We start from the raw sequence: 22,342 nt of genomic DNA, 5'->3' as shown, positions 1-22,342 counted from the left end.
GCTATGAATGTCATCAAAAGTTGGATATTACCAATAATGGTTGGACTGATTATCGCTGTTTTTATTCGGACGTTTTGGTTCACCCTAGTGACAGTTGATGGGCAATCAATGAGCCCAAATTTAGAAAATAAGCAAATCATTATTGAAAACAAACAAGGAGCGATCAGACGTGGGGATGTTATTATTTTTGATGCAACAGATGAAGATCCGCGACTTAACTCACAACATTATGCATATGTTAAGCGTGTGATTGGTGTTGCAGGTGATCAAATAATGCATCGGGGTTCAGATGTATATGTTAATAATAAGAAGATCAACCAAAACTATATTAATGTGTCTCAACAAACAGCTGGAACGTGGGGAGATTGGACTTTAAAAACGCTATCATCACGAAATATCTGGCAAAAAAAAGATCGGAATAAAGCCATTGTGCCAAAAAATTCATATTTTGTATTAGGTGATAATCGTGTGGTATCAAATGATAGTCGGATGTTTGGTTTTATTGAAAAAAAGCATGTATTAGGTAAAGCATATGTACCCATATGGCAGTCAAATAAAAAATTAAAAGAGCATATCAATGAGCAATCAAACAACTATTTTGCAAAATAAATTTTTGAAACTACGTGCCATGCAGCCAAACGATTCGGATGAATTGTCACGCATTTATTTGGATGATCGTGTGAATTATTTTCCTTGGGTCAAACAACCTAAATTGACTGATTTTGGCTTAGCTATTTTAGGAGAAAAAGTTGAAATTGCGATGCTTGATACTGAAATCGTTGGTTTTGCATCTTTATCGGAATGGGATAGCTTTTTACATTTATTATTTATCAAAGAGGGCAAACACAACCAAGGAATTGGTGCGGTGTTATTGAATTGGGCACGGGAAACAGCGCAACAACCGCTCGAACTAAAAGTTGTGACAGATAACAAAAATGCCCAACGATTTTATGAACGTGAAGGGTTTAGCATTGTTGCACACTCAAATTTATCAAAACCAAGGAATGTGACATATAGAGATGATCGAAACAGTTAAAAAATTCAAAAAATTTACATGGTATCATGTGTCAAATCTAACGACAGAGGATAATCAGATATTAGTCGATGAACATCATCTCACAAATGAAATTGTGGGTTACGCGGTTGATCATAACGAGGCTGTCCGCATGGAATATGATGATGCCGCTGATGAATCTTTAATGGTCATTGATGTTATATCATACCGAGACGATATTGTGGAAACGCGACCCATTGGTATTTTATTTGCTCATGGTGATTTATATACATTTTCGCATTCAGTAACGGATTATGTACAAGCTGTGATATTAGATCCTAAAAACCGTCAAAGGCGTGGGGATGATAGTGAGATAAGTGCGATTGATTTTATAATGACGGGTTTATATTCGTTGATGACACGCTATGTTGATCAAGTCACCGAAATTAATCGTAAACGGCGTGTGATTCAATCACAATTAGGCCATCATAAACGTACGACTAAACAAATGAATGATTTACTACGTCTTCAAACGCAAATGATTTATATTCAAAATTCACTTGCTAATAATCAAGTCATGCTCAATGCGTTTAAGCAAGATTTTAAATCTAAAATTGCACATTTTGAAATTGAGCACATTGATGATGTACGTGTTGAAGTTGGTCAGGCTGAGCATATGGCAGATCTCGCAATGGCAGTTATTAATTCGGTGTCAGATGCCTATGGTAATTTAAGTAATCGGGATCTAAACTGGACAATGAAAGTGTTAACCGTCTATTCTATTGTTTTGACAGTGCCCACGATTGTCAGTGGGTTCTATGGGGAGAACGTGAAATGGCTACCTTATGCTGCAACACAAGATGGCTGGTGGATAACGTTGGTCATCACGCTTATTTTGATGGCGTTAGTCAGCTTAATATTAGCATTGAGTGGGTTCTTTAGAAAATAGCGTTAATAGTTGAGATAATTCGTCTTTTTATACGCAGTACGCGAAAGGTAGTACTATGAAATTATTGGAAGAACGTATTCGTCGGGATGGTCGCGTGTTAGGAACCGACATATTAAAAGTTGATACTTTTTTGAACCATCAAATTGATCCGGAACTGATGCTTGCTATTGGTGACGAATTTGCACAGTTATTTGCTGATAAGCAAATCGATAAAATCTTGACAGTTGAATCATCCGGTATTGCACCGGCAGTTTTTGCCGGTTTAGCATTACATGTTCCGGTGGTATTTGCTAGAAAAAATAAATCGTTAACGTTACCTAATGGTGTATGGTCAGCAGATGTGTATTCTTTTACTAAACAAGTCACAAACCATATGATGATTGACCAACGTTTTTTAAAAGCAGATGAACAAGTTTTATTAATTGATGACTTTTTGGCTAATGGACAGGCTGTTGAGGGACTATTGACCATTGCACAACAGGCACATGCGCATGTTGTGGCTGTCGGGATTGTCATTGAAAAATCCTTTCAAAAAGGTCGTCAAATATTAAATGAACGTGGTCTACAAGTCGAGAGTTTGGCACGCATAAAATCGCTTAATTCAGAAAAAATTGAGTTTATGTCATCATAACAATGTTTCACGTGAAACATTGTTATAGGCGAAGTGATCAAAAGGCTGATCATATAAATCATCGCTACCACAAAAACCAGTTAGGATGTTTGAATTGCGCCTGATAGTTTTGACAACCTAAAATGTCGAAAAAATTATCATACGTAGTTTGTATAGACTGGTTTTTTGTTATCTTCAGAGATAACAATTTAACATGATTAAAACATTGATAGGTAGTATAGTGCGGTCTTTTGAACGATCAGCTTATAATCTAGCGTGTAAGTCAAAGCCAGGCATCATAAAAACTTATGCGCAGAATTGGTATAATAATATCAGCAGTTATGGAAAATAGTAGATGATGACTATTTCTAGTCTAAAAGTTAAATAGTTAAAAATATAAATCGTATGAAAGAATTAAGAGGTAATATATGAATTTACATATCATGCCAGATTGGCACGCGTACAGTATGACATTACCAGAATTTAATGATGCTGTTCATCAAGCACAACTATTCTTATCAAAAGGCCAACAGGTTGAATTAATTTTAGTAGACTACTTGCCCCAATTACGTGAAATATTGTCTCAAAAAAGAATAGAATCAGCTGTGACTTGGTCGGTTTATGATCTTTTTCAACGTATTACTTTAAAAGATGAAAAGCCAGTTGCGTTGTCAGATTTTTCATGGCCAGCTGGGGCACGGTTTATTCGTATGAATGACCGTATTGATGTGTGGGTAAAAAATACACATTTTGCAATTGTGTGGTTACAGCAGTCACCGCTCATGCGTTTTGACCGTGTTGATTTGTTGACAGATGATGTTCGTCGTCAACAATTAGTCATTGACGACCGAGGTTTTATTTCGTGTGTGACGACGTTTAATGACGACAATGAGCCTATAAGACGTGATTATCTCACACCGAGCGGTAGCGTAGCTGTACAAGAAGACTGTGTTTCCGGTGTTGTGACGACCCAGCAAACATGGACGCCACAAACAACGTTTACTAATATGTCTGATCTCGTTGCAGCGGGCCTAGCGCATCACTTAAAAGCAGTACCACAAACCGATAATTTGATAGTTTCACAGAGTCAAATGACAACATTTTTGATTCATAAAGTGACGCCAAAACAACCGATTATTTTAAGTTATCAAACTGAGCGTACAGATAGCCAGCTTAAAAAACGAGACATATTGCAAAGTACTGGGACTATTGACTTTTCAGTTGCAGATACGCCAGAGCAATGTGAAAAGATAGGTGCACAATCTGAAAATCAGGCAGATCTCGCAATTATACCGCCTTACATCGTAACGGAACGGCCAAACAATGTCTCAGCGCAACCAATTGCGACAATTTACTGGTTTGCACACCACATATCGGTGACTGATTTCGAGGTAGTTAGCGCCTTATTAGCTGATTATCCAAATGTCTTAGTATTAATTGAAACGACGCAGTCACATGAGCCATTTGATGACATGATTAAAGCGGCTAGTAAAACAGCAGCAAACGCTCATGGTATCGTAAATATAAATAGTCAGTTAGCGTACACAACACGTTTTCAATTTATAGCACCCCAAAATGAAGCGCAAAAAATGCAGTACATGGCAAATAGTCGTGTGTTATTAGACTTAGGGGAGACACCTGATCAATATTTACAAACACAGGCAATTGCAAACGCTGTGCCGCAAATTAATCGCATACAGACCGATTACTTACAACCTAACCGAAATGGTAAATTAATCACTGAAAGTTCAGAATTAAGAGATGCTCTGAATTTTTATGTTAATGACACGCATTGGGCATCGGTTGTTAAGGAATCAAGTCATGACATTGCAGCTGAGTATAATGATGACATGGTGTGGATTAAATGGCAACAAATTTTTAACAAAATCAAGCAGAGAAACATATAAGTCAAGGCTTGATAATGTAACAGTTAGGGTTAAATAATGATCGCTTATTCCCTAATACATAACATGAGAAGGGCTCATGTCGAGGAAATTAGAAATGACAGATATTTCAGTGCTTCAAATTGGTGCCAAAGATTGGACATCACATATTCATGCGCCAAATATTAACTGGCAATACACCACTATTTTGGATCTACCGACTCGGTTAGCCTATCAAAAAGACCCCTATGTTTTAGAACAAACCTATGTTGTACTGACAGACGATATACTGACGAGCACATTACTATCGAGCCAAATAAATCACTGGCCTGCGCGGCGAACGATTTATTTTGCAAATCAAGTGACGCCTGACTTTCAAACTGTATTAGATGAGCGTCAGGCTTTCATGGTATCCGAAAAAACACCGGAGGCAATCGTAGGTTATTTGCAAAATGATTTGCATTTTGAACAAATTGGGTTTGCAACAAGATTTAGTGAACAGCAATTTATACCTATGCCACCGGTAGGGATACATTTTAAGCGAGAAGGGCGATTTTCAGCACAATTTATTGGTGATTTTGGGAAAGCGTGGCAGCAAATCGGTACACTCAACACGTCTATTGGTGATCTAGCACCAACTGTTGAAAATTTAGTTTGGCTCGATTATACACAAACCAATACAGTCGCTGTTAAATTGGAATTTGTGTATTATCGAGATGGTCATGTTCAAAAAAGGCAAGCTATTTCTGGGGATGCCTTACGTGAATTAACGGCAGTTGGTGGGTTAGATAATTATCAAAATTACCAAATTTTAGTCTTTGCCAGCGGTCAAGGAACATTAGATTTACATGTTTTACACCAACGACGCTCACGACACGGTTTGGGCTTATTATTGCCTGGCGACGATTGGCAGTTGACAGATGAACATGAAGAAGTGTTGAGTTATTTTAATCCGGGGAATCGTCAATCACCATTGGTTGTTAATTTTTCTAGCATGCACGCACATGCTGACGGATTTGACATGCGAGAGTCGATGAATACATTAGAATCACCTTATTTACTTTTCTCAGATGTCAGAATGCAGGGTGGAGCTTTTCATATAGGGACTGAAACGTACGAAAAGACAATTATTGAAACGATTCGGAAAACAATGAAAACGTTGCATTTAGAACCTAAAGATGTCATTTTAACAGGATACGGAATGGGTAGTTTTCCAGCCATGTACTATGCTGCAGATATTAAACCGCAAGCCGTCGTCTTAGCTAAACCGATTGTTAATATTGGGACATTAACGGAAAACATTGATTTTCCGCAAGCGGTGAATCAAGATTGGACGTTGGATGTCCGACGCTTTTTGGCTGGACGAATGCATCCAGACGATACGAATGGATTAAATCAAATTTTTTGGCATCATATTAGCCAAATCGATTGGCAAAAAATATCAGTTTCATTAATGACGTTAACGCAAGATGAGTATGATGGCCAGAGTTTACCCCAATTATTAGATTTTTTTTCAGCACAACATACACCGCTGACTCATGTTCAAGAAGTTGGAACGCATATGGCAAAGTTTCCTGAAATGATCACATTTATGATGACACAATTAATGTATTTGAAAGATCATACGCGGCGAGGAAAAGGAGTTGAATAACTGACTATGCAGTACAAAATATATTGGACGCCACAAACACAATTACGCCAACTACAAGGTGCAACTGTCGATTTTCAAGCGTTAGATCACGTTACTTATGAACATTATTTTTTACCCAGCGGACAAGTGATTGCAACCTGGCACTCTAGACATCTGTATCAAGGTGAAAAACGTATATCTGACCTCCCACAGTTACTGCGTGGAGAAACTTATGTTATTGAAAGGCGTATTGATGCTAGTGAACGTATGTTTGCTTATTTAATAGTGACATTCTTTGACGATCAGTACCAAAGTTTAGAAACGAACAGTCAAAATACTGATAAAATAACAGTCACCGTGCCAGAAGATTATGCTTTTTACACCATTGATTTGGTGTCAGCGGGTAATGGTCAGTTTGTCTTTCATGATTTTGTAATTCGACAAAAAAAGGCAGGGATTTTGCGAGATAATGATACAGAAATAGCGCCCAAACTATATACTGCGGTTGAGATGCCAGCAAAAATAACTGCAAAGACCTTGCGGGTTGTGTTTTCCGAACCAGAATCAGGTACGATTGATTACATGTCTGAGTGGATAAAAGAAACCCAACAAGCTGTACAATACATTGCCAGTAGTGAAGTGAATGCTGGTTATTATCGTCACCATGAGGACGTGTTAGTCGCATCTGTTAAATTAACGCGCAAACAAGCACATGCACGGCAAATTGAATTTGTAGGGTATGGTCCAATATCGAGCTATGCCGCTTTATACTATCAAAGTCAGTTTAAGGGGAGTCAGGCTGTGATTAGTGATGATGTTAATCTTGAACCAGAGCCATCATTGAAAGTGACCCGGACCGTTGACAATGTACGGTATCTTGGGGACCCTATTGTGCCAAACTATCAAGTGCCGATTACTATCCCGCACCCTAAATATGAAAGACTTGGCATGTTGACTTATGATACACCGACGCCAGAAGAGGTACGCCGGCAGCAAGAATATGATGCGGCACATCCTAAGAAAAGTGCGATTTCTTCTTTTTTTACAAAAAATAAAAATAACACGCAGTAGCGTGTTATTCATTTTAAAAGATGATTTTTGAGTGTCACAGTACTCGTGCTTGTTAACGTGTTTGTGTTTTGCTCGTGGATCATAACCGACCAGACTTGTAAGGTATGTCCAATGCTAATTGGTGTTGCAGTTGCGACCAACACGCCCTGAGTAACAGGTTTTAAATGGTGTGTTTGAATATCAACGCCTACAGGAACTAAGTTGTCCGTCAGGACCTCGTTTGCGCCTAATGAAGCGGCTGTTTCAGCTAACAAAGCATTAATACCGCCATGTACAATACCAAATGGTTGCATCAGTTTTTGACTGACTGCCACTTCAACAATTGTTTTTTCTGATGACAATAAGGTGGTTTTTAACCCCAAAAGTTCTATAATATTCATAGGAACAAAATCCCCTTTCTGAATGGAGTATAACACATGACAACTTGGAACGCCGTTAAAACATACGACGAAATATTATTTGAAACAAATGCAGATGGCCAAAATATTGGTAAAATCGCTAAAATTACGATGAATGATATCGCTACGCATAATGCTTTTACACCAGGAATGGTTTCCGAAATGATTGATGCCTTTACGATTGCTCGCGATGACGCAACAATCGGTGTGATTATTATGACTGGCGCGGGTGACCAAGCCTTTTCATCTGGTGGTAATCAAAAAGTTCGGGGTAATGGTGGCTATGTTGGGTCTGATGGCATTCCAAGATTGAATGTCCTAGATTTACAACGTCTCATGCGTATTATCCCCAAACCAATTATTGCCATGGTTAAAGGCTGGTCTGTTGGTGGTGGTAATGTCTTACAGTTGGTAGCTGATTTGACTGTGGCGGCAGATAACGCTAAATTTGGACAAACGGGCCCAATGGTTGGCTCTTTTGACGCAGGATATGGCTCAGGCTATTTGGCACGTGTTATTGGTCATAAACGTGCTAAAGAAGTGTGGTTTTTGAATCATTTTTATACAGCCGAAGAAGCTTACCAAATGAACTGGATTAACAAGGTGGTTCCTTTGGCAGAAGTTGAAGCGGCAACAATTGAATGGGCAGATGAATTACTAACGAAATCACCCACGGCATTGAGATTTATTAAAGCAGCGATGAACGCTGATACAGATGGTCTAGCAGGTTTGCAACAATTTGCTGGGGATGCCACGATGATGTATTACACGACAGACGAAGCCAAAGAAGGACGAGATTCATTTAAAGAAAAACGTGAACCGGACTTTGACCAATTTCCAAAATTCCCTTAAAACACCAGATAGGTGTTTTTTTATTATAAATAATGAGTTAAAAATGATATAAATTTGACAAAATATATAATAAAATGCACAATAATACATAAGAGGATTGGTTATGAAACTTAAAATTGGTATTGCACAAGTGGATATATTCTTAGGAAACCCACAAGCAAATCAGCAGACAATCATTGATTATGCGCAAAAAGCAGGACAAATGGGTGTTGATGTGTTGTTATATCCAGAAATGTGGCAAACTGGGTACGCCTTAACAGAACTGGATAGGTTAGCTGATCAGCATGGGGATGAAAGTCAAGCATTACTAAGCCAGTTAGCAAAACGGCATCATATGAATATTGTTGGGGGATCTGTTGCAACACAACGAGATCACCAATTTTATAACACGATGTTTGTTTTTGATCGATATGGGCAAAAAGTTTCTGAATATGATAAAGTACATCTTTTTGGACTAATGAATGAAGAAAAATATATTGCTGCTGGCAATCATAGCAATGTTTTTAATTTAGATGGGGTACCTTCTGCTGGGGTCATCTGTTATGATATTCGATTTCCAGAGTGGGTCCGAACGATGATGGCAAAAGGGCCACAAGAACTGTTATTTGTTACCGCAGAATGGCCAGAACAAAGAATTGCGCAGTGGCAAACTTTACTTCAAGCACGTGCCATTGAAAATCAGGCGTTTGTTGTGGCAGCAAATCGTGTTGGATATGACGATGATAATGTTTTTGGCGGTCGGTCACTCGTGATTGATCCATTAGGTAAAATTATCAAACAAGCCAGCGATAGTGAACCAACATTGCTTGTTACTGAAATAGATACTGATGATGAACAGGCTGTTCGTGGTCAAATACCTGTTTTTTCAGATCGCAGACCAACATTATATTATTAGGAGAAATTATGCATTTTGAGCAATCAGATTTACTAAAAACACTACCAAAACAATTTTTTGCGTCATTAGTGGCAAAAGTAAATACAAAAATTGCTTCTGGGGCTGATGTCATTAATTTAGGTCAAGGCAATCCCGACTTGCCAACACCAGACTATATTGTCAAGGCTATGCAGCGTGCAACGGCTAATTCAGCAGATCATAAATACTCGTTGTTTCGTGGTGAATTGCGGTTTAAAGAGGCTATTGCTGAATTCTATTTATCTGAATACGGTGTTAGCATCGATCCTAAAACAGAGGTAGCTATTTTAGCGGGTTCTAAAATTGGATTAGTTGAGTTGCCTTGGGCACTGATGAATCCCGGCGAAACGCTTTTGCTACCAAACCCAGGTTATCCAGACTATCTATCAGGCGCATCTTTGGGGAAAGTGAACTATGAAATGCTACCCCTTGAACAATCAAATGATTTTTTGATCAATTTTGAAGCCATATCAGCCCAACAAGCTAAAACGGCTAAGTTCCTCTACATGAATTATCCCAACAACCCGACTGGTGCGGTTGCAACATCGGAGTTTTATGAGCAGACAGTCGCCTTTGCTAACCAACATGAAGTTGGCATCTTATCGGATTTTGCTTATGGCGCCATTGGCTTTGACGGCCACAAGCCACTGTCGTTTCTACAAACACCAGGCGCAAAAGATGTCGGTATTGAAACGTATACATTTTCCAAGACATTTAACATGGCTGGCTGGCGTGTTGGTTTTGCGGTTGGTAATGCCGATATGATTGAGGCTTTGAATTTAATTCAAGATCATTTATTTGTTTCAATTTTTCCAGCAATTCAAGATGCTGCGATTGAGGCATTGCAGAACACGGAAGCTCGGCAAAAGGCTGTGGCGGAATTGAGTCAAACTTATGAAAGTCGGCGCAATGCATTTATCGCAGCTGTACGTGAATATCATTGGGAACCTTATGTCCCTAAGGGTGCATTTTATGTGTTAATGCCTGTGCCAAAGGGTTATACTTCAACAAACTTTGCGGACTTATTATTGGAAGAAGCCAATGTGGCAGTGGCAGATGCAGCTGGTTTTGGTTCAGCAGGGGAAGGTTACATTCGTATTGGGTTAACGATAGACGAAAAAAGATTAGTTGAAGCAGCCAAACGAATCGGGAAATTAGCCGTTTTCAATTCTGAAAAATAAACACGAACAATAAGATGCATAATGTACAAAAATAATTGAAAATAACGACAAATAAAAGCGTTTTCAAAAAATATTTTAGCAATTTAAAATAAAGTAAAAAATAATAAAAGAAGTAGTTGACGGGTGGGGAAAAAGTTGGTATATTAATATATGTTCTTACGAAGGACGCGAGGCGATAGAGGCAACTAATTCAAGAAGTTCTGAGAAAGAGTTAAAAGAAGTAGTTGACAAAGCGAGTTGAGCGTGGTAAGATAATATAGTTGTCTCAGAGAGATAACGCGTAGCACATTGAAAACTGAACAAAACTTTGAACAAACGAATCTGTCGCTGTTACGAGAGTAACAGAAACAAATTTGCGAAGTCAATTCGTAACAAACAATAAACGGATAGTCGTTATAGAGATATAGCAATTAGTCAGTTTAATCGAAGAGTACATCTTCAAACAATGAATTTAAATTCATTTAAATTGAGAGTTTGATCCTGGCTCAGGATGAACGCTGGCGGCGTGCCTAATACATGCAAGTCGAACGCGCAGCGAGAGGTGCTTGCACCTTTCAAGCGAGTGGCGAACGGGTGAGTAACACGTGGATAACCTGCCTCAAGGCTGGGGATAACATTTGGAAACAGATGCTAATACCGAATAAAACTTAGTATCGCATGATATAAAGTTAAAAGGCGCTACGGCGTCACCTAGAGATGGATCCGCGGTGCATTAGTTAGTTGGTGAGGTAAAGGCTCACCAAGACAATGATGCATAGCCGAGTTGAGAGACTGATCGGCCACATTGGGACTGAGACACGGCCCAAACTCCTACGGGAGGCTGCAGTAGGGAATCTTCCACAATGGGCGCAAGCCTGATGGAGCAACGCCGCGTGTGTGATGAAGGCTTTCGGGTCGTAAAGCACTGTTGTATGGGAAGAACAGCTAGAATAGGGAATGATTTTAGTGTGACGGTACCATACCAGAAAGGGACGGCTAAATACGTGCCAGCAGCCGCGGTAATACGTATGTCCCGAGCGTTATCCGGATTTATTGGGCGTAAAGCGAGCGCAGACGGTTGTTTAAGTCTGATGTGAAAGCCCGGAGCTCAACTCCGGAAAGGCATTGGAAACTGGACAACTTGAGTGCAGTAGAGGTAAGTGGAACTCCATGTGTAGCGGTGGAATGCGTAGATATATGGAAGAACACCAGCGGCGAAGGCGGCTTACTGGACTGTAACTGACGTTGAGGCTCGAAAGTGTGGGTAGCAAACAGGATTAGATACCCTGGTAGTCCACACCGTAAACGATGAACACTAGGTGTTAGGAGGTTTCCGCCTCTTAGTGCCGAAGCTAACGCATTAAGTGTTCCGCCTGGGGAGTACGACCGCAAGGTTGAAACTCAAAGGAATTGACGGGGACCCGCACAAGCGGTGGAGCATGTGGTTTAATTCGAAGCAACGCGAAGAACCTTACCAGGTCTTGACATCCTTTGAAGCTTTTAGAGATAGAAGTGTTCTCTTCGGAGACAAAGTGACAGGTGGTGCATGGTCGTCGTCAGCTCGTGTCGTGAGATGTTGGGTTAAGTCCCGCAACGAGCGCAACCCTTATTGTTAGTTGCCAGCATTCAGATGGGCACTCTAGCGAGACTGCCGGTGACAAACCGGAGGAAGGCGGGGACGACGTCAGATCATCATGCCCCTTATGACCTGGGCTACACACGTGCTACAATGGCGTATACAACGAGTTGCCAACCTGCGAAGGTGAGCTAATCTCTTAAAGTACGTCTCAGTTCGGACTGCAGTCTGCAACTCGACTGCACGAAGTCGGAATCGCTAGTAATCGCGGATCAGCACGCCGCGGTGAATACGTTCCCGGGTCTTGTACACACCGCCCGTCACACCATGGGAGTTTGTAATGCCCAAAGCCGGTGGCCTAACCGTAAGGAGGGAACCGTCTAAGGCAGGACAGATGACTGGGGTGAAGTCGTAACAAGGTAGCCGTAGGAGAACCTGCGGCTGGATCACCTCCTTTCTAAGGATAAACGGAAAGTGACAGGGACTTAAGTGTCAAGCGTTTGAATCAAAGTTTTGTTTAGTTTTGAGTGTGATACCGAAATAGGTGTCATGGTCAAAGATGAACCTATGGGGAATTAGCTCAGCTGGGAGAGCACCTGCTTTGCAAGCAGGGGGTCAGCGGTTCGATCCCGCTATTCTCCATTGGTGGCCGCGAGGTGACCAAGGGTTGTACATTGAAAACTGAATAGTAACAAATTCTTTTAAATAATTAAAAATTATTAAATTGAACCGAGAAACAACACAAAAAGTTCTGAAACAAGAACGGTTTAATCGCAGGTCTGAAAAATGACCAACTCATAAACTTAAAGCACAACTACGGTTGTGACGGTTAAGTTAATAAGGGCGCGTGGTGGATGCCTTGGCACTAGGAGCCGATGAAGGACGTGACTAACTACGATAAGCTTTGGTGAGCGGTAAGTACGCTATGACCCAGAGATTTCCGAATGGGGAAACCCAACTCGAAAAGAGTTGTCAATAGTTGAATACATAGGCTATTGACGGAATACGCTGTGAACTGAAACATCTCATTAGCAGCAGGAGCAGAAAGAAAAATCGATTCCCTAAGTAGCGGCGAGCGAAATGGGAAGAGCCCAAACCAACGTGCTTGCATGTTGGGGTTGTAGGACTGATAAATAAGAGTTACAAAAGTGTTTTATAGCAGAACAAGTTGGGAAACTTGGCTAAAGAGGGTGATAGCCCCGTAAGCGAAATGAAGCACACTCTTTTCAGGATCCTGAGTACGGCCGGACACGTGAAATCCGGTCGGAATCTGCGGGGACCATCCCGTAAGGCTAAATACTCCCTAGTGACCGATAGTGAACCAGTACCGTGAGGGAAAGGTGAAAAGCACCCCGGAAGGGGAGTGAAATAGTTCCTGAAACCACGACGCCTACAAGAAGTCAGAGCCCGTTAATGGGTGATGGCGTGCCTTTTGTAGAATGAACCGGCGAGTTACGGTATCGTGCGAGGTTAAGGTGGAAAGACCGGAGCCGAAGCGAAAGCGAGTGTGAATAGCGCGAATAGTACGATGCTGTAGACCCGAAACCAGGTGACCTACCCATGGTCAGGATGAAGGTGAGGTAAAACTTACTGGAGGTCCGAACCGGTGCATGTTAAAAAATGCTCGGATGAACTGTGGGTAGCGGTGAAATTCCAAACGAACCTGGAGATAGCTGGTTCTCTCCGAAATAGCTTTAGGGCTAGCCTCATTATAAGCATACTGGAGGTAGAGCACTGTTAAGCCTAGGGGCCCATCTCGGGTTACCAAAGTTTGATAAACTCCGAATGCCAGATATGTATGAATGGGAGTCAGACGATGAGTGATAAGATCCACCGTCGAAAGGGGAACAGCCCAGATCGCCAGTTAAGGTCCCTAAATATATGTTAAGTGGAAAACGATGTGATAGTGCATAGACAACTAGGATGTTGGCTTAGAAGCAGCCACCATTTAAAGAGTGCGTAATAGCTCACTAGTCGAGTGCCATTGCGCGGAAAATGTACCGGGGCTAAACATATTACCGAAACTGCGGGTGTACTTTTAAGTACGCGATAGGAGAGCGTTGTAAGGGCAATGAAGGTAGACCGTAAGGACTGCTGGAGCGCTTACAAGTGAGAATGCCGGTATGAGTAGCGAAAGACAGGTGAGAATCCTGTCCACCGAATGACTAAGGTTTCCTGGGGAAGGCTCGTCCACCCAGGGTTAGTCGGGACCTAAGGCGAGGCTGAGAAGCGTAGTCGATGGATAACAGGTTGAGATTCCTGTACCAGTAGTAATGCGTTTGACCGATGGAGGGACGCAGGAGGCTACCAGAAGCGCACTGATGGATATGTGCGTGCAAGCAGTAAGTTTTGAGAAGAGTGAAATGCTTTTTTCTAAAAGGACAAGCTGTGATGCGGATCGAAATAAAGTAGAGAAGTCTGAGATGTCACACTGCCGAGAAAAGCTTCTAGGAAGTATTACACTGCCCGTACCGCAAACCGACACAGGTAGTCGAGTGGAGAACACTAAGGTGAGCGAGAGAACCCTCGTTAAGGAACTCGGCAAAATGACCCCGTAACTTCGGGAGAAGGGGTGCTCATTGTAAAAGATGAGCCGCAGTGAATAGGCCCAGGCGACTGTTTATCAAAAACACAGGTTTCTGCAAAATCGTAAGATGAAGTATAGGGGCTGACGCCTGCCCGGTGCTGGAAGGTTAAAAGGAGTGCTTAGCTTCGGCGAAGGTACGAATTGAAGCCCCAGTAAACGGCGGCCGTAACTATAACGGTCCTAAGGTAGCGAAATTCCTTGTCGGGTAAGTTCCGACCCGCACGAAAGGCGTAACGATCTGGGCACTGTCTCAACGAGGGACTCGGTGAAATTTAAATACCCGTGAAGATGCGGGTTACCCGCGACAGGACGGAAAGACCCCATGGAGCTTTACTGTAGCTTGATATTGAATGTTTGTGCTGCTTGTACAGAATAGGTAGGAGACGAAGAAAATTGGACGCCAGTCTAGTTGGAGTCAAAAAGTGGGATACTACCCTCGTTGTATGAACATTCTAACACTGGTCACTCAACGTGATCGTGGACAGTGTCTGGCGGGCAGTTTGACTGGGGCGGTCGCCTCCTAAAAGGTAACGGAGGCGCTCAAAGGTTTGCTCAGAATGGTTGGAAATCATTCGTAGCGTGTAAAGGCATAAGCAAGCTTGACTGCGAGAGCAACAACTCGAGCAGGTACGAAAGTAGGACTTAGTGATCCGGTGGTTCCGCATGGAAGGGCCATCGCTCAACGGATAAAAGCTACCCTGGGGATAACAGGCTCATCTCCCCCAAGAGTCCACATCGACGGGGAGGTTTGGCACCTCGATGTCGGCTCATCGCATCCTGGGGCTGTAGTCGGTCCCAAGGGTTGGGCTGTTCGCCCATTAAAGCGGTACGCGAGCTGGGTTCAGAACGTCGTGAGACAGTTCGGTCCCTATCCGTCGCGGGCGCAGGAAATTTGAGAGGAGTTGCCCTTAGTACGAGAGGACCGGGGTGAACAAACCGCTGGTGTACCAGTTGTTCCGCCAGGAGCATCGCTGGGTAGCTATGTTTGGAAGAGATAAACGCTGAAAGCATCTAAGTGTGAAACTCGCCTCGAGATGAGATTTCCCATCTATTAATAGAGTAAGACCCCTCAGAGATGATGAGGTAGATAGGCTAGAAGTGGAAGTGCTGTGAGGCATGTAGCGGACTAGTACTAATCGGTCGAGGACTTAACCAAAGTCAAGAACGGAAGTTCAAGAAAAGATATGAGTGGTTTAATTTAGAAGAAGAATTTGATACTATTTAGTTTTGAGTGTAAAACTCAAAGAAGGTGTCGTATTGATAGCATAGAGGACACACCTGTTCCCATTCCGAACACAGAAGTTAAGCTCTATCACGCCGAAAGTAGTTGCCGGATCGCTGGCTGCGAGGATAGGAAGATGCGGTGCCATACATAGGGAGTACTCTGAGAGGAGTACTTTTTTGTTGTATATGCGTAGATATACTTTATTAAGCAAATTTGTTATAATGTAACTATTAGCTTTTAAAGGAGGTCAACATTTTATGGTTATAGTATTTTCTTCACCAAGTTGTACCTCATGCCGAAAAGCAAAGCAGTGGCTTGAATCTCATAATATTGAGTATGTTGAGCGTGATGTAAATAAAACGCCATTACGTGCTGAAGAAGTAAAAGCCCTATTACGATTAACTGAAGATGGTACAGAAGAATTAATTTCGAAACGGTCAAAAGTATATGCAAATCTGAATTTTGACCTTGATAGTATTTCAATTAATGAGTTTATAGATCTAATTGTAGCTAATCCTTCATTATTAAAAAGACCGATTATTATGGATGAACGACGTATGCAAGTTGGTTATAATGATGATGAAATTCGTCGTTTTTTGCCAAAAAATGTGCGTCAACGAGAACTTATTCGTGCTACATTTAAAGCTGATTTTGCGGATGTTGCTGGGGATTTAGTCGTCGAAAAAGATTAGCAGAGATTATTTTTTATAGGTCATTAATAATATATTTTTGTGAAAGGGGAATAATTGATTATGGAAATGGAACGAATTAATGAAAATACAATTCGTGTTATGATTGAAAATAATGATTTAAAAGAACGCGGCATTTCGGTTATGGATTTGCTTGGTAATCATGATAAAATCGAATCTTTTTTCTACAATATTTTATCAGAGGTTGATGTTGAGCATGATTTTGGAGATGATGACCAAGTTAGCTTTCAAATTTTACCAAATCGGAATGGCTTAGAACTTTTTATATCTAGAATAGATGATGAAAATCAAGTTGGAGATGCTATTAATAATTTAATGGCCTATGCGAAACATAAAGATGATGAAACTGATGATGTTTCTGATGAGCGTAAAACTGAGTTAAGAGAGTCAGACGATGGCACTGTGACATTAAATGAGACTGACGTTGACGCTGTAACTTCTGTAAAGTCATCTGTCAATCGTGTTGAAAATAAGTTGACATTGAAATTATCTGACTTGGAATCATTGATTTCAATTTCACAGTTTATTAATGGGCCCGAAATTATTTCTAATTTATATCGTTATGATTCTACCTTTTACTTATCAGTACAATTTCCATTAGATAATTTTACTGATAATATGTTGAAAGATCAGAAATCATTAGCTTTTGAGTTTGCGACTGAAAGTGATATTAAAGATGACGTTTTACGTGAGCATGGTGAAGTTGTTATTAATAAAGACGCACTAGAAAAAATTAAGGATATCTTTTAAAAAACGCTCAAGAGCGTTTTTTTTTGTTATAATATAAGAATTGACGTTATTGGAAGAGGTAAGTAATGAATTTAATATTAACTGTTATTATAGTAATTGCTGCATGGGGCTTAGTAGCTCTGGGTAGTTGGTTATTTGTACTGTTATCAGTGAAGCAAGGTGGTAAGTTGCTTAAACCTGAAGAATTTGATGAAAAGCTGAAATCTGAAAGTGGTCAAATTATTGATGTTCGTGAATCAGCAACATATAAGAGATCACATATTATGGGTGCTCGGAACATACCATCTGTTAATTTTACACAGGGTAAGTCAGGGTTACGTAAAGATCGAGATATTTTTTTATATGATGATCGCTTGCGTGATGTTGCCCGAGTTAGTAAGGCGTTACATAAACAAGGTTATGATAAAAATAGCGTATTTATTTTGCGTGGGGGTTTTAGTCGTTACAGTGGTCAAAAAACCAAAGCATAGTTTCAAAAGTTGTAGTTGAATTTATTCAACTACAACTTTTTTATATCTTAAAAATTATCGCTGCGTATATCACAAAAAGGTTGAGAAGTACTTTAATTTTTCTTAAACGAGCGTATAATAAAAGGTGTAATATGTAAGCGGTTTCAAAAAAGGAGCGTGGATCATGCAATTTATTAATTATTTTAATCAAGATGCCTACACAAATATTGCTATGGATGCTTGGTTGCTAAAAAATTTACATCCTGATAAACCAGTATTTTCTTTGTGGCAAAATAAACGAGCAGTAATCGTGGGTGAAAATCAAAATACGTTTTCGGAAGTGAACGCGGATTATATTGACGCGCATGATGTTCAAGTTGTTAGACGAGTATCAGGTGGTGGTTCTGTTTATCATGACCTTGGCAATATATGTTTTACATTTTTTGTACCGGTTGCCAGTAGTGCACATGTGGATTTTCGTCAATTTGTTAAACCAATGGCGGATGCTTTGGAGTCAGTCGGCATTCATGTTGATATATCGGGTCGAAATGATTTGGAAATTGATGGTAAAAAAATTTCAGGTAATGCGCAAAGGTATGCTGGTGGTTACTTGATGCATCATGGTACATTGCTTTGGAATACTGACGTTGATGCAATGGTTCGGTCATTAAATGTTGCTGATGAAAAATTCATATCAAAGGCTGCTAAGTCAGTACGATCACGCGTTGGAAATATTAAAGACTATGCACCAAAAGAGTTGACAATCGAAAAGTTTATCGCGCAGTTACAATATTATTTAACAAATGAAGGGAAAGATGGGGAGTATAAGTTATCTGAAACACAAAAAAATGATATTTTAAAATTGCGCGATGACCAATTTTCAAATTGGTCTTGGAACTATGGTATGAGTCCGAAATTCATGTATAATAATCATGCCAAATTTGATGGTGGCAGCATTGATACACAAATTGATGTTGAAGATGGTAAAATAACGGACATTAATTTCACCGGAGATTTTTTGGGTGTACGTGATTGGCGTGAAATGAAGGCACAATTTATTGGGTTGCCATTTACACGTCAAGCGGTTTCTCAAGTTCTAGAAGACAATAAAAATGGGCAGTATTTTGGTAGCATTACAATTGACGAGTTACTAAGAACCTTCTTTCAGAAAGATGAGGTAAGTAATAATGGCTGATATAACAACGACAAATAAAGCAATTCTTGATTTTGATCATCAGATTCAAGAGCAAGCGGATGCTTTCCCAACGTTAAGTGTTCTAAACAACAAAGGAGAAATTGTGGACAACGATGCTTTGGAAAGAGCAGCGTTGTCAGATGATGATTTCAAAAACATCATGAAGCGTATGTTATTAAGTCGGCAACTTGATATTCGCTCCACAAAATTAGCAAAACAGGGCCGTTTTGGATTCTTTGCGCCAACGGCTGGACAAGAGGCATCTCAAATGGCCTCATCTTATGCTTTTAATGATGATGACTGGCTCATGCCTGGTTATCGTGATATTCCTGAAATTGTTGTGAAAGGATGGCCGATTTGGAAAGCCATTCTGTGGTCTAGAGGACATGTTTTGGGAAACGTTTTCACCACTGAGGACGGGAAACCTGTTAATTCTTGGATGCCACAGATCATTATTGGTGCGCAGTATGTTGAAGCAGCCGGTATAGCTTTGGGGTTGAAAAAACGGCAAAAGGACGCTGTGGCATATGCCTATACTGGTGATGGTGGTTCATCGCAAGGTGATTTTTATGAAGGTGTGAACTTTGCGGGTGCTTATAAGGCTAATGCTGTATTCTTTATACAAAACAACGGTTTTGCAATTTCAACGCCGCGTGAATTGCAAACAGCAGCAACACATTTAGCGGCAAAAGGTTGGTCAGCAGGTGTGCCTAGTATAGTTGTTGATGGCAATGATCCGGTTGCCGTATATTTAGCTTCAAAGGAAGCCCGTGCTTGGGCCGTTAGTGGTCACGGTCCAGTACTAATCGAAACCTTAACAAATCGTTTGGAAGCCCATTCAACAGCGGGTGATGATCCACTACGCTACCGTGAGCAAGAGGACATTGATACTTGGTGGCAAAAAGAGCCGTTGCTTCGCATGCGCAAGTATATGACGGATAGGGGAATTTGGGATAGTAAGCAAGAAGAGGACTATATTTCCGAGATTAACGAACATATTGATGATCAAATTAAAATTGCTGATGCTGTGTCTAAACAAAAAATATCTGATTTCGTGAAAAATACACTTGAAGTACCTAGCTATGCGATGACTGAACAAATTACCAAGTTGGAAAGTGAGGGAAAGTAACATGGCTGTTAAGAGTTATATTGACGCTACCCGAGAGGCAATGGATTTAGCGTTAGAAAAAGATGATAATGTCATTATTTTTGGTGAAGATGTTGGTAAAAACGGTGGTGTATTCCGTGCAACAGATGGCCTCCAAGCTAAGTATGGTGATGATCGCGTATTTAATACACCCTTAGCAGAATCTGCGATTGGTGGGTTAGCTATCGGACTAACGACACAGGATTATCGTCCAATTATGGAAATACAGTTTTTTGGTTTCGTTTTTGAAGTCATGGATTCTATTGCTGGACAAATGTCACGTAACCGCTTCCGCTTTAATGGTACCCGAAATATGCCCATTGTGGTGCGTGCGCCATATGGTGGTGGCACAAAAACACCTGAAATGCATGCGGATAATTTAGAAGGTATGATGGCACAGATTCCAGGAATTCGTGTGGTCATGCCAGCTAATCCAGCCGATGCAAAGGGGCTTCTCTTAAGTGCAGTTGCGTCTAACGATCCAGTTGTATTCTTAGAGAATTTACATCTATATCGCTCATTAAAAGGAGAGGTGCCAGACGGATATTACACAGTACCGTTGGATAAAGCGGCGGTCGCTCGTTCAGGTGAGGATGTATCTATTATTTCTTATGGTGGTGGTGTGCCAGTTGCTTTGAAGGCGGCGGATACGTTAGAAAAAAATGGTATTTCTGCTGAAGTATTAGATTTACGTACAGTTTCGCCCCTTGACATTGAAAGTATAGGGGAAACAATTAGTAAAACCGGTCGCGTTGTGGTTGTTCAAGAAGCACAACGAATGGCTGGTATAGGTGCAAACGTGATGAGTGAGATTTCTGAACGTTTTATATTACATTTGAAGGCACCAATTGGTCGTGTTGCTGCACCAGATTCTATTTATCCCTTTGGACAAGCAGAAAATGACTGGATGATTAAACCAGATGATGTTGTGGTTAAGGTAATGGAGGTTGTTAATTATGACTGAGATTTTTACAATGCCTGATATTGGTGAGGGTATGGCTGAAGGTGATATTACATCATGGCTTGTTAAAGTTGGTGATGTTGTCGCAATGGATGATCCTGTTGCTGAAGTACAAAACGATAAGTTACTTCAAGAAATTTTGTCACCTTATGCTGGAAAAGTCACGCATTTATATGTTGATGCAGGGACAACCGTTGAGGTTGGTGATCCACTAATTGAGTTTGATGGTAGTGGGACACCAGATACTGGTAGCGATGAGAAAACTGTTGTCGAAACAACAGCGCCTTCTTCTGAAGATGAAGTACCTTTGGTAACGTCAGACGATACGACTCAAATGGTTAAGGTGGCTAATGGCCATGTGTTAGCTATGCCGTCTGTTCGTCACTTAGCATTTGAAAAAGGAATTGATTTAACAACGGTAACGCCAACAGGACGTCATGGCCATGTGACACTGTCAGATGTTGAATCGTTTAATAAAGAGAACGTTAGTGAAAGTCAAGCTGTCGCGCCAGTGGAAGTGGCAACGCAACAAGGTACAAAGCCAAATGATATCACTCCGAAGGCACCTGAAGTATTGCATGAGGGTCGACAGCCAATGACACCAACTCGTCGTGCAATTGCCAAAGCAATGGGTGCGCAAAACGCAACGATTCCTTCGGTGACAAATTTTGATTCTGTCGAAGTCAGTAAACTGGTTGCGCATCGCAGTAGTTTCAAGGCACAGGCACAAGCTGATGGTGTCCGCTTAACGTATCTAGCATATGCTGTAAAAGCATTGGCAGCAACTGCCAAGAAATTCCCCGAGATCAATGCGAGTGTTGATATGGATACTAATGAAATTATTTATCATGAGGATGTTAACATGGGTATTGCTGTAAATGCCCCATCGGGATTATATGTACCAGTTATTATGCATGCAGATCAGAAGTCTATTTTGACGATTGCTAAAGAAATTGTTGAGTTGTCTGAGGCTGTACGTGAGGGTTCGATAACATCTCAACAAATGCGGGGTAGTACGATTACGATTTCTAACCTTGGTTCAGCGCGTGGCACATGGTTTACGCCAATTATTAATGGTAAGGAAGTTGCTATTTTAGGATTGGGAACGATTGTGAAAGAACCAATGATTGATGAAAACGATGACATTGTCGTAGGGCAAAACATGAAGTTGTCCTTGAGCTACGATCATCGTTTGATTGATGGGATGTTAGGACAAGCGGCTCTCAACTACTTAAAGCAGCTGTTGGCTGATCCAGCGTATATGCTGATGGAGGTTTAAATT

At 40.9% G+C, this 22,342-nt stretch carries 18 protein-coding genes, 1 tRNA gene and 3 rRNA genes; 21 read left to right on the top strand and 1 reads right to left on the bottom strand.

Going from position 1 to position 22,342, the window contains the following annotated elements:
- The first annotated feature begins 3 nt into the window (after positions 1–3).
- The 7 genes from lepB (at position 4) to asp3 (ending at position 7,137) form a co-directional block, all read left to right on the top strand.
- Positions 4–609, top strand: coding sequence for a signal peptidase I (gene lepB / locus LKI_RS03365; RefSeq protein ID WP_013102745.1), 606 nt, complete (start codon positions 4–6; stop codon positions 607–609).
- Positions 578–1,036, top strand: a complete 459-nt coding sequence (locus LKI_RS03360; RefSeq protein ID WP_013102744.1) for a GNAT family N-acetyltransferase — start codon at positions 578–580, stop codon at positions 1,034–1,036. Before lepB ends, LKI_RS03360 begins: the two co-directional genes overlap by 32 nt.
- A complete protein-coding gene (locus tag LKI_RS03355; protein WP_013102743.1) occupies positions 1,020–1,943 on the top strand; it encodes a magnesium transporter CorA family protein in 924 nt (307 codons plus the stop codon). Before LKI_RS03360 ends, LKI_RS03355 begins: the two co-directional genes overlap by 17 nt.
- Positions 1,944–1,998: 55 nt before the next feature.
- Complete coding sequence (locus tag LKI_RS03350; RefSeq protein ID WP_013102742.1) at positions 1,999–2,574, top strand: xanthine phosphoribosyltransferase; 576 nt, start codon at positions 1,999–2,001, stop codon at positions 2,572–2,574.
- A gap of 407 nt (positions 2,575–2,981) precedes the next feature.
- Entirely contained in the window at positions 2,982–4,460 is a 1,479-nt protein-coding gene (asp1, locus tag LKI_RS03345; protein ID WP_013102741.1) for an accessory Sec system protein Asp1, read from the top strand.
- Between the two features lie 94 nt (positions 4,461–4,554).
- Entirely contained in the window at positions 4,555–6,087 is a 1,533-nt protein-coding gene (asp2, locus tag LKI_RS03340) for an accessory Sec system protein Asp2 (protein WP_013102740.1), read from the top strand.
- Positions 6,088–6,093: 6 nt separating this feature from the next.
- Positions 6,094–7,137, top strand: a complete 1,044-nt coding sequence (asp3, locus tag LKI_RS03335) for an accessory Sec system protein Asp3 (protein WP_013102739.1) — start codon at positions 6,094–6,096, stop codon at positions 7,135–7,137.
- Positions 7,138–7,145: 8 nt separating this feature from the next.
- Here the strand turns inward: asp3 and LKI_RS03330 are convergent, their stop codons facing one another.
- The gene (locus LKI_RS03330; protein ID WP_013102738.1) at positions 7,146–7,517 is read right to left on the bottom strand and encodes a PaaI family thioesterase; all 372 of its coding nucleotides are present in this window, start codon (positions 7,515–7,517) and stop codon (positions 7,146–7,148) included.
- A 36-nt stretch (positions 7,518–7,553) separates the two neighbouring features.
- On the opposite strand from LKI_RS03330, the gene menB reads away from it, so the two are divergent.
- The 14 genes from menB to LKI_RS03260 all read left to right on the top strand — a co-directional run bounded on the left by menB (position 7,554) and on the right by LKI_RS03260 (position 22,339).
- Positions 7,554–8,387, top strand: a complete 834-nt coding sequence (menB, locus tag LKI_RS03325) for a 1,4-dihydroxy-2-naphthoyl-CoA synthase (protein WP_013102737.1) — start codon at positions 7,554–7,556, stop codon at positions 8,385–8,387.
- Positions 8,388–8,490: 103 nt separating this feature from the next.
- Positions 8,491–9,282, top strand: a complete 792-nt coding sequence (locus tag LKI_RS03320) for a carbon-nitrogen family hydrolase (protein ID WP_013102736.1) — start codon at positions 8,491–8,493, stop codon at positions 9,280–9,282.
- An 8-nt stretch (positions 9,283–9,290) separates the two neighbouring features.
- The gene (locus LKI_RS03315; RefSeq protein WP_013102735.1) at positions 9,291–10,481 is read left to right on the top strand and encodes a pyridoxal phosphate-dependent aminotransferase; all 1,191 of its coding nucleotides are present in this window, start codon (positions 9,291–9,293) and stop codon (positions 10,479–10,481) included.
- A gap of 462 nt (positions 10,482–10,943) precedes the next feature.
- Positions 10,944–12,493 (top strand): 16S ribosomal RNA (locus tag LKI_RS03310).
- A gap of 112 nt (positions 12,494–12,605) precedes the next feature.
- A tRNA-Ala gene (locus LKI_RS03305) sits at positions 12,606–12,678 on the top strand.
- 185 nt (positions 12,679–12,863) lie between these two features.
- A 23S ribosomal RNA gene (locus tag LKI_RS03300) occupies positions 12,864–15,779 on the top strand.
- 94 nt (positions 15,780–15,873) lie between these two features.
- A 5S ribosomal RNA gene (gene rrf, locus LKI_RS03295) occupies positions 15,874–15,990 on the top strand.
- The 16S, 23S and 5S rRNA genes sit together here with 1 tRNA gene alongside, the layout of an rRNA operon.
- A 115-nt stretch (positions 15,991–16,105) precedes the next feature.
- Positions 16,106–16,540, top strand: a complete 435-nt coding sequence (gene spx / locus LKI_RS03290) for a transcriptional regulator Spx (RefSeq protein WP_013102734.1) — start codon at positions 16,106–16,108, stop codon at positions 16,538–16,540.
- A gap of 60 nt (positions 16,541–16,600) precedes the next feature.
- Positions 16,601–17,308, top strand: a complete 708-nt coding sequence (locus tag LKI_RS03285; RefSeq protein WP_013102733.1) for an adaptor protein MecA — start codon at positions 16,601–16,603, stop codon at positions 17,306–17,308.
- A gap of 65 nt (positions 17,309–17,373) precedes the next feature.
- Positions 17,374–17,778: a rhodanese-like domain-containing protein gene (locus LKI_RS03280; protein WP_013102732.1), complete on the top strand. Its 405-nt coding sequence runs from the start codon at positions 17,374–17,376 to the stop codon at positions 17,776–17,778.
- A gap of 163 nt (positions 17,779–17,941) precedes the next feature.
- Positions 17,942–18,952 carry a lipoate--protein ligase gene (gene lplA, locus LKI_RS03275; RefSeq protein WP_013102731.1) on the top strand — a complete coding sequence of 337 codons (1,011 nt, stop codon included), beginning with the start codon at positions 17,942–17,944 and terminating at the stop codon, positions 18,950–18,952.
- Complete coding sequence (locus LKI_RS03270; RefSeq protein ID WP_013102730.1) at positions 18,945–20,081, top strand: thiamine pyrophosphate-dependent dehydrogenase E1 component subunit alpha; 1,137 nt, start codon at positions 18,945–18,947, stop codon at positions 20,079–20,081. The genes lplA and LKI_RS03270 overlap by 8 nt, the downstream gene beginning before the upstream one ends.
- A 1-nt stretch (position 20,082) precedes the next feature.
- The gene (locus LKI_RS03265; protein WP_013102729.1) at positions 20,083–21,063 is read left to right on the top strand and encodes an alpha-ketoacid dehydrogenase subunit beta; all 981 of its coding nucleotides are present in this window, start codon (positions 20,083–20,085) and stop codon (positions 21,061–21,063) included.
- On the top strand, positions 21,056–22,339 hold the full coding sequence (locus tag LKI_RS03260) for a 2-oxo acid dehydrogenase subunit E2 (protein ID WP_013102728.1): 1,284 nt from the start codon (positions 21,056–21,058) through the stop codon (positions 22,337–22,339). The genes LKI_RS03265 and LKI_RS03260 overlap by 8 nt, the downstream gene beginning before the upstream one ends.
- The last annotated feature ends 3 nt before the right edge of the window (positions 22,340–22,342 follow it).

The sequence above is a fragment of the Leuconostoc kimchii IMSNU 11154 genome, from assembly GCF_000092505.1.
Classification (GTDB): domain Bacteria; phylum Bacillota; class Bacilli; order Lactobacillales; family Lactobacillaceae; genus Leuconostoc; species Leuconostoc kimchii.
The sequence above is the reverse complement of the archived record's forward strand: the minus strand, read 5'-3'. Positions and strand labels throughout refer to the sequence as shown.

Excerpts from the sequence above, each read along its gene's own strand:
- spx (WP_013102734.1), top strand. The coding sequence starts at position 16,106 with ATGGTTATAGTATTTTCTTCACCAAGTTGTACCTCATGCCGAAAAGCA.
- lepB (WP_013102745.1), top strand. The coding sequence starts at position 4 with ATGAATGTCATCAAAAGTTGGATATTACCAATAATGGTTGGACTGATT.
- lplA (WP_013102731.1), top strand. The coding sequence starts at position 17,942 with ATGCAATTTATTAATTATTTTAATCAAGATGCCTACACAAATATTGCT.
- LKI_RS03260 (WP_013102728.1), top strand. The coding sequence starts at position 21,056 with ATGACTGAGATTTTTACAATGCCTGATATTGGTGAGGGTATGGCTGAA.
- LKI_RS03330 (WP_013102738.1), bottom strand. The coding sequence starts at position 7,517 with ATGAATATTATAGAACTTTTGGGGTTAAAAACCACCTTATTGTCATCA.
- asp3 (WP_013102739.1), top strand. The coding sequence starts at position 6,094 with ATGCAGTACAAAATATATTGGACGCCACAAACACAATTACGCCAACTA.
- asp1 (WP_013102741.1), top strand. The coding sequence starts at position 2,982 with ATGAATTTACATATCATGCCAGATTGGCACGCGTACAGTATGACATTA.
- asp2 (WP_013102740.1), top strand. The coding sequence starts at position 4,555 with ATGACAGATATTTCAGTGCTTCAAATTGGTGCCAAAGATTGGACATCA.
- LKI_RS03320 (WP_013102736.1), top strand. The coding sequence starts at position 8,491 with ATGAAACTTAAAATTGGTATTGCACAAGTGGATATATTCTTAGGAAAC.
- menB (WP_013102737.1), top strand. The coding sequence starts at position 7,554 with ATGACAACTTGGAACGCCGTTAAAACATACGACGAAATATTATTTGAA.
- LKI_RS03360 (WP_013102744.1), top strand. The coding sequence starts at position 578 with ATGAGCAATCAAACAACTATTTTGCAAAATAAATTTTTGAAACTACGT.
- LKI_RS03265 (WP_013102729.1), top strand. The coding sequence starts at position 20,083 with ATGGCTGTTAAGAGTTATATTGACGCTACCCGAGAGGCAATGGATTTA.
- LKI_RS03285 (WP_013102733.1), top strand. The coding sequence starts at position 16,601 with ATGGAAATGGAACGAATTAATGAAAATACAATTCGTGTTATGATTGAA.
- LKI_RS03355 (WP_013102743.1), top strand. The coding sequence starts at position 1,020 with ATGATCGAAACAGTTAAAAAATTCAAAAAATTTACATGGTATCATGTG.
- LKI_RS03270 (WP_013102730.1), top strand. The coding sequence starts at position 18,945 with ATGGCTGATATAACAACGACAAATAAAGCAATTCTTGATTTTGATCAT.
- LKI_RS03280 (WP_013102732.1), top strand. The coding sequence starts at position 17,374 with ATGAATTTAATATTAACTGTTATTATAGTAATTGCTGCATGGGGCTTA.
- LKI_RS03350 (WP_013102742.1), top strand. The coding sequence starts at position 1,999 with ATGAAATTATTGGAAGAACGTATTCGTCGGGATGGTCGCGTGTTAGGA.
- LKI_RS03315 (WP_013102735.1), top strand. The coding sequence starts at position 9,291 with ATGCATTTTGAGCAATCAGATTTACTAAAAACACTACCAAAACAATTT.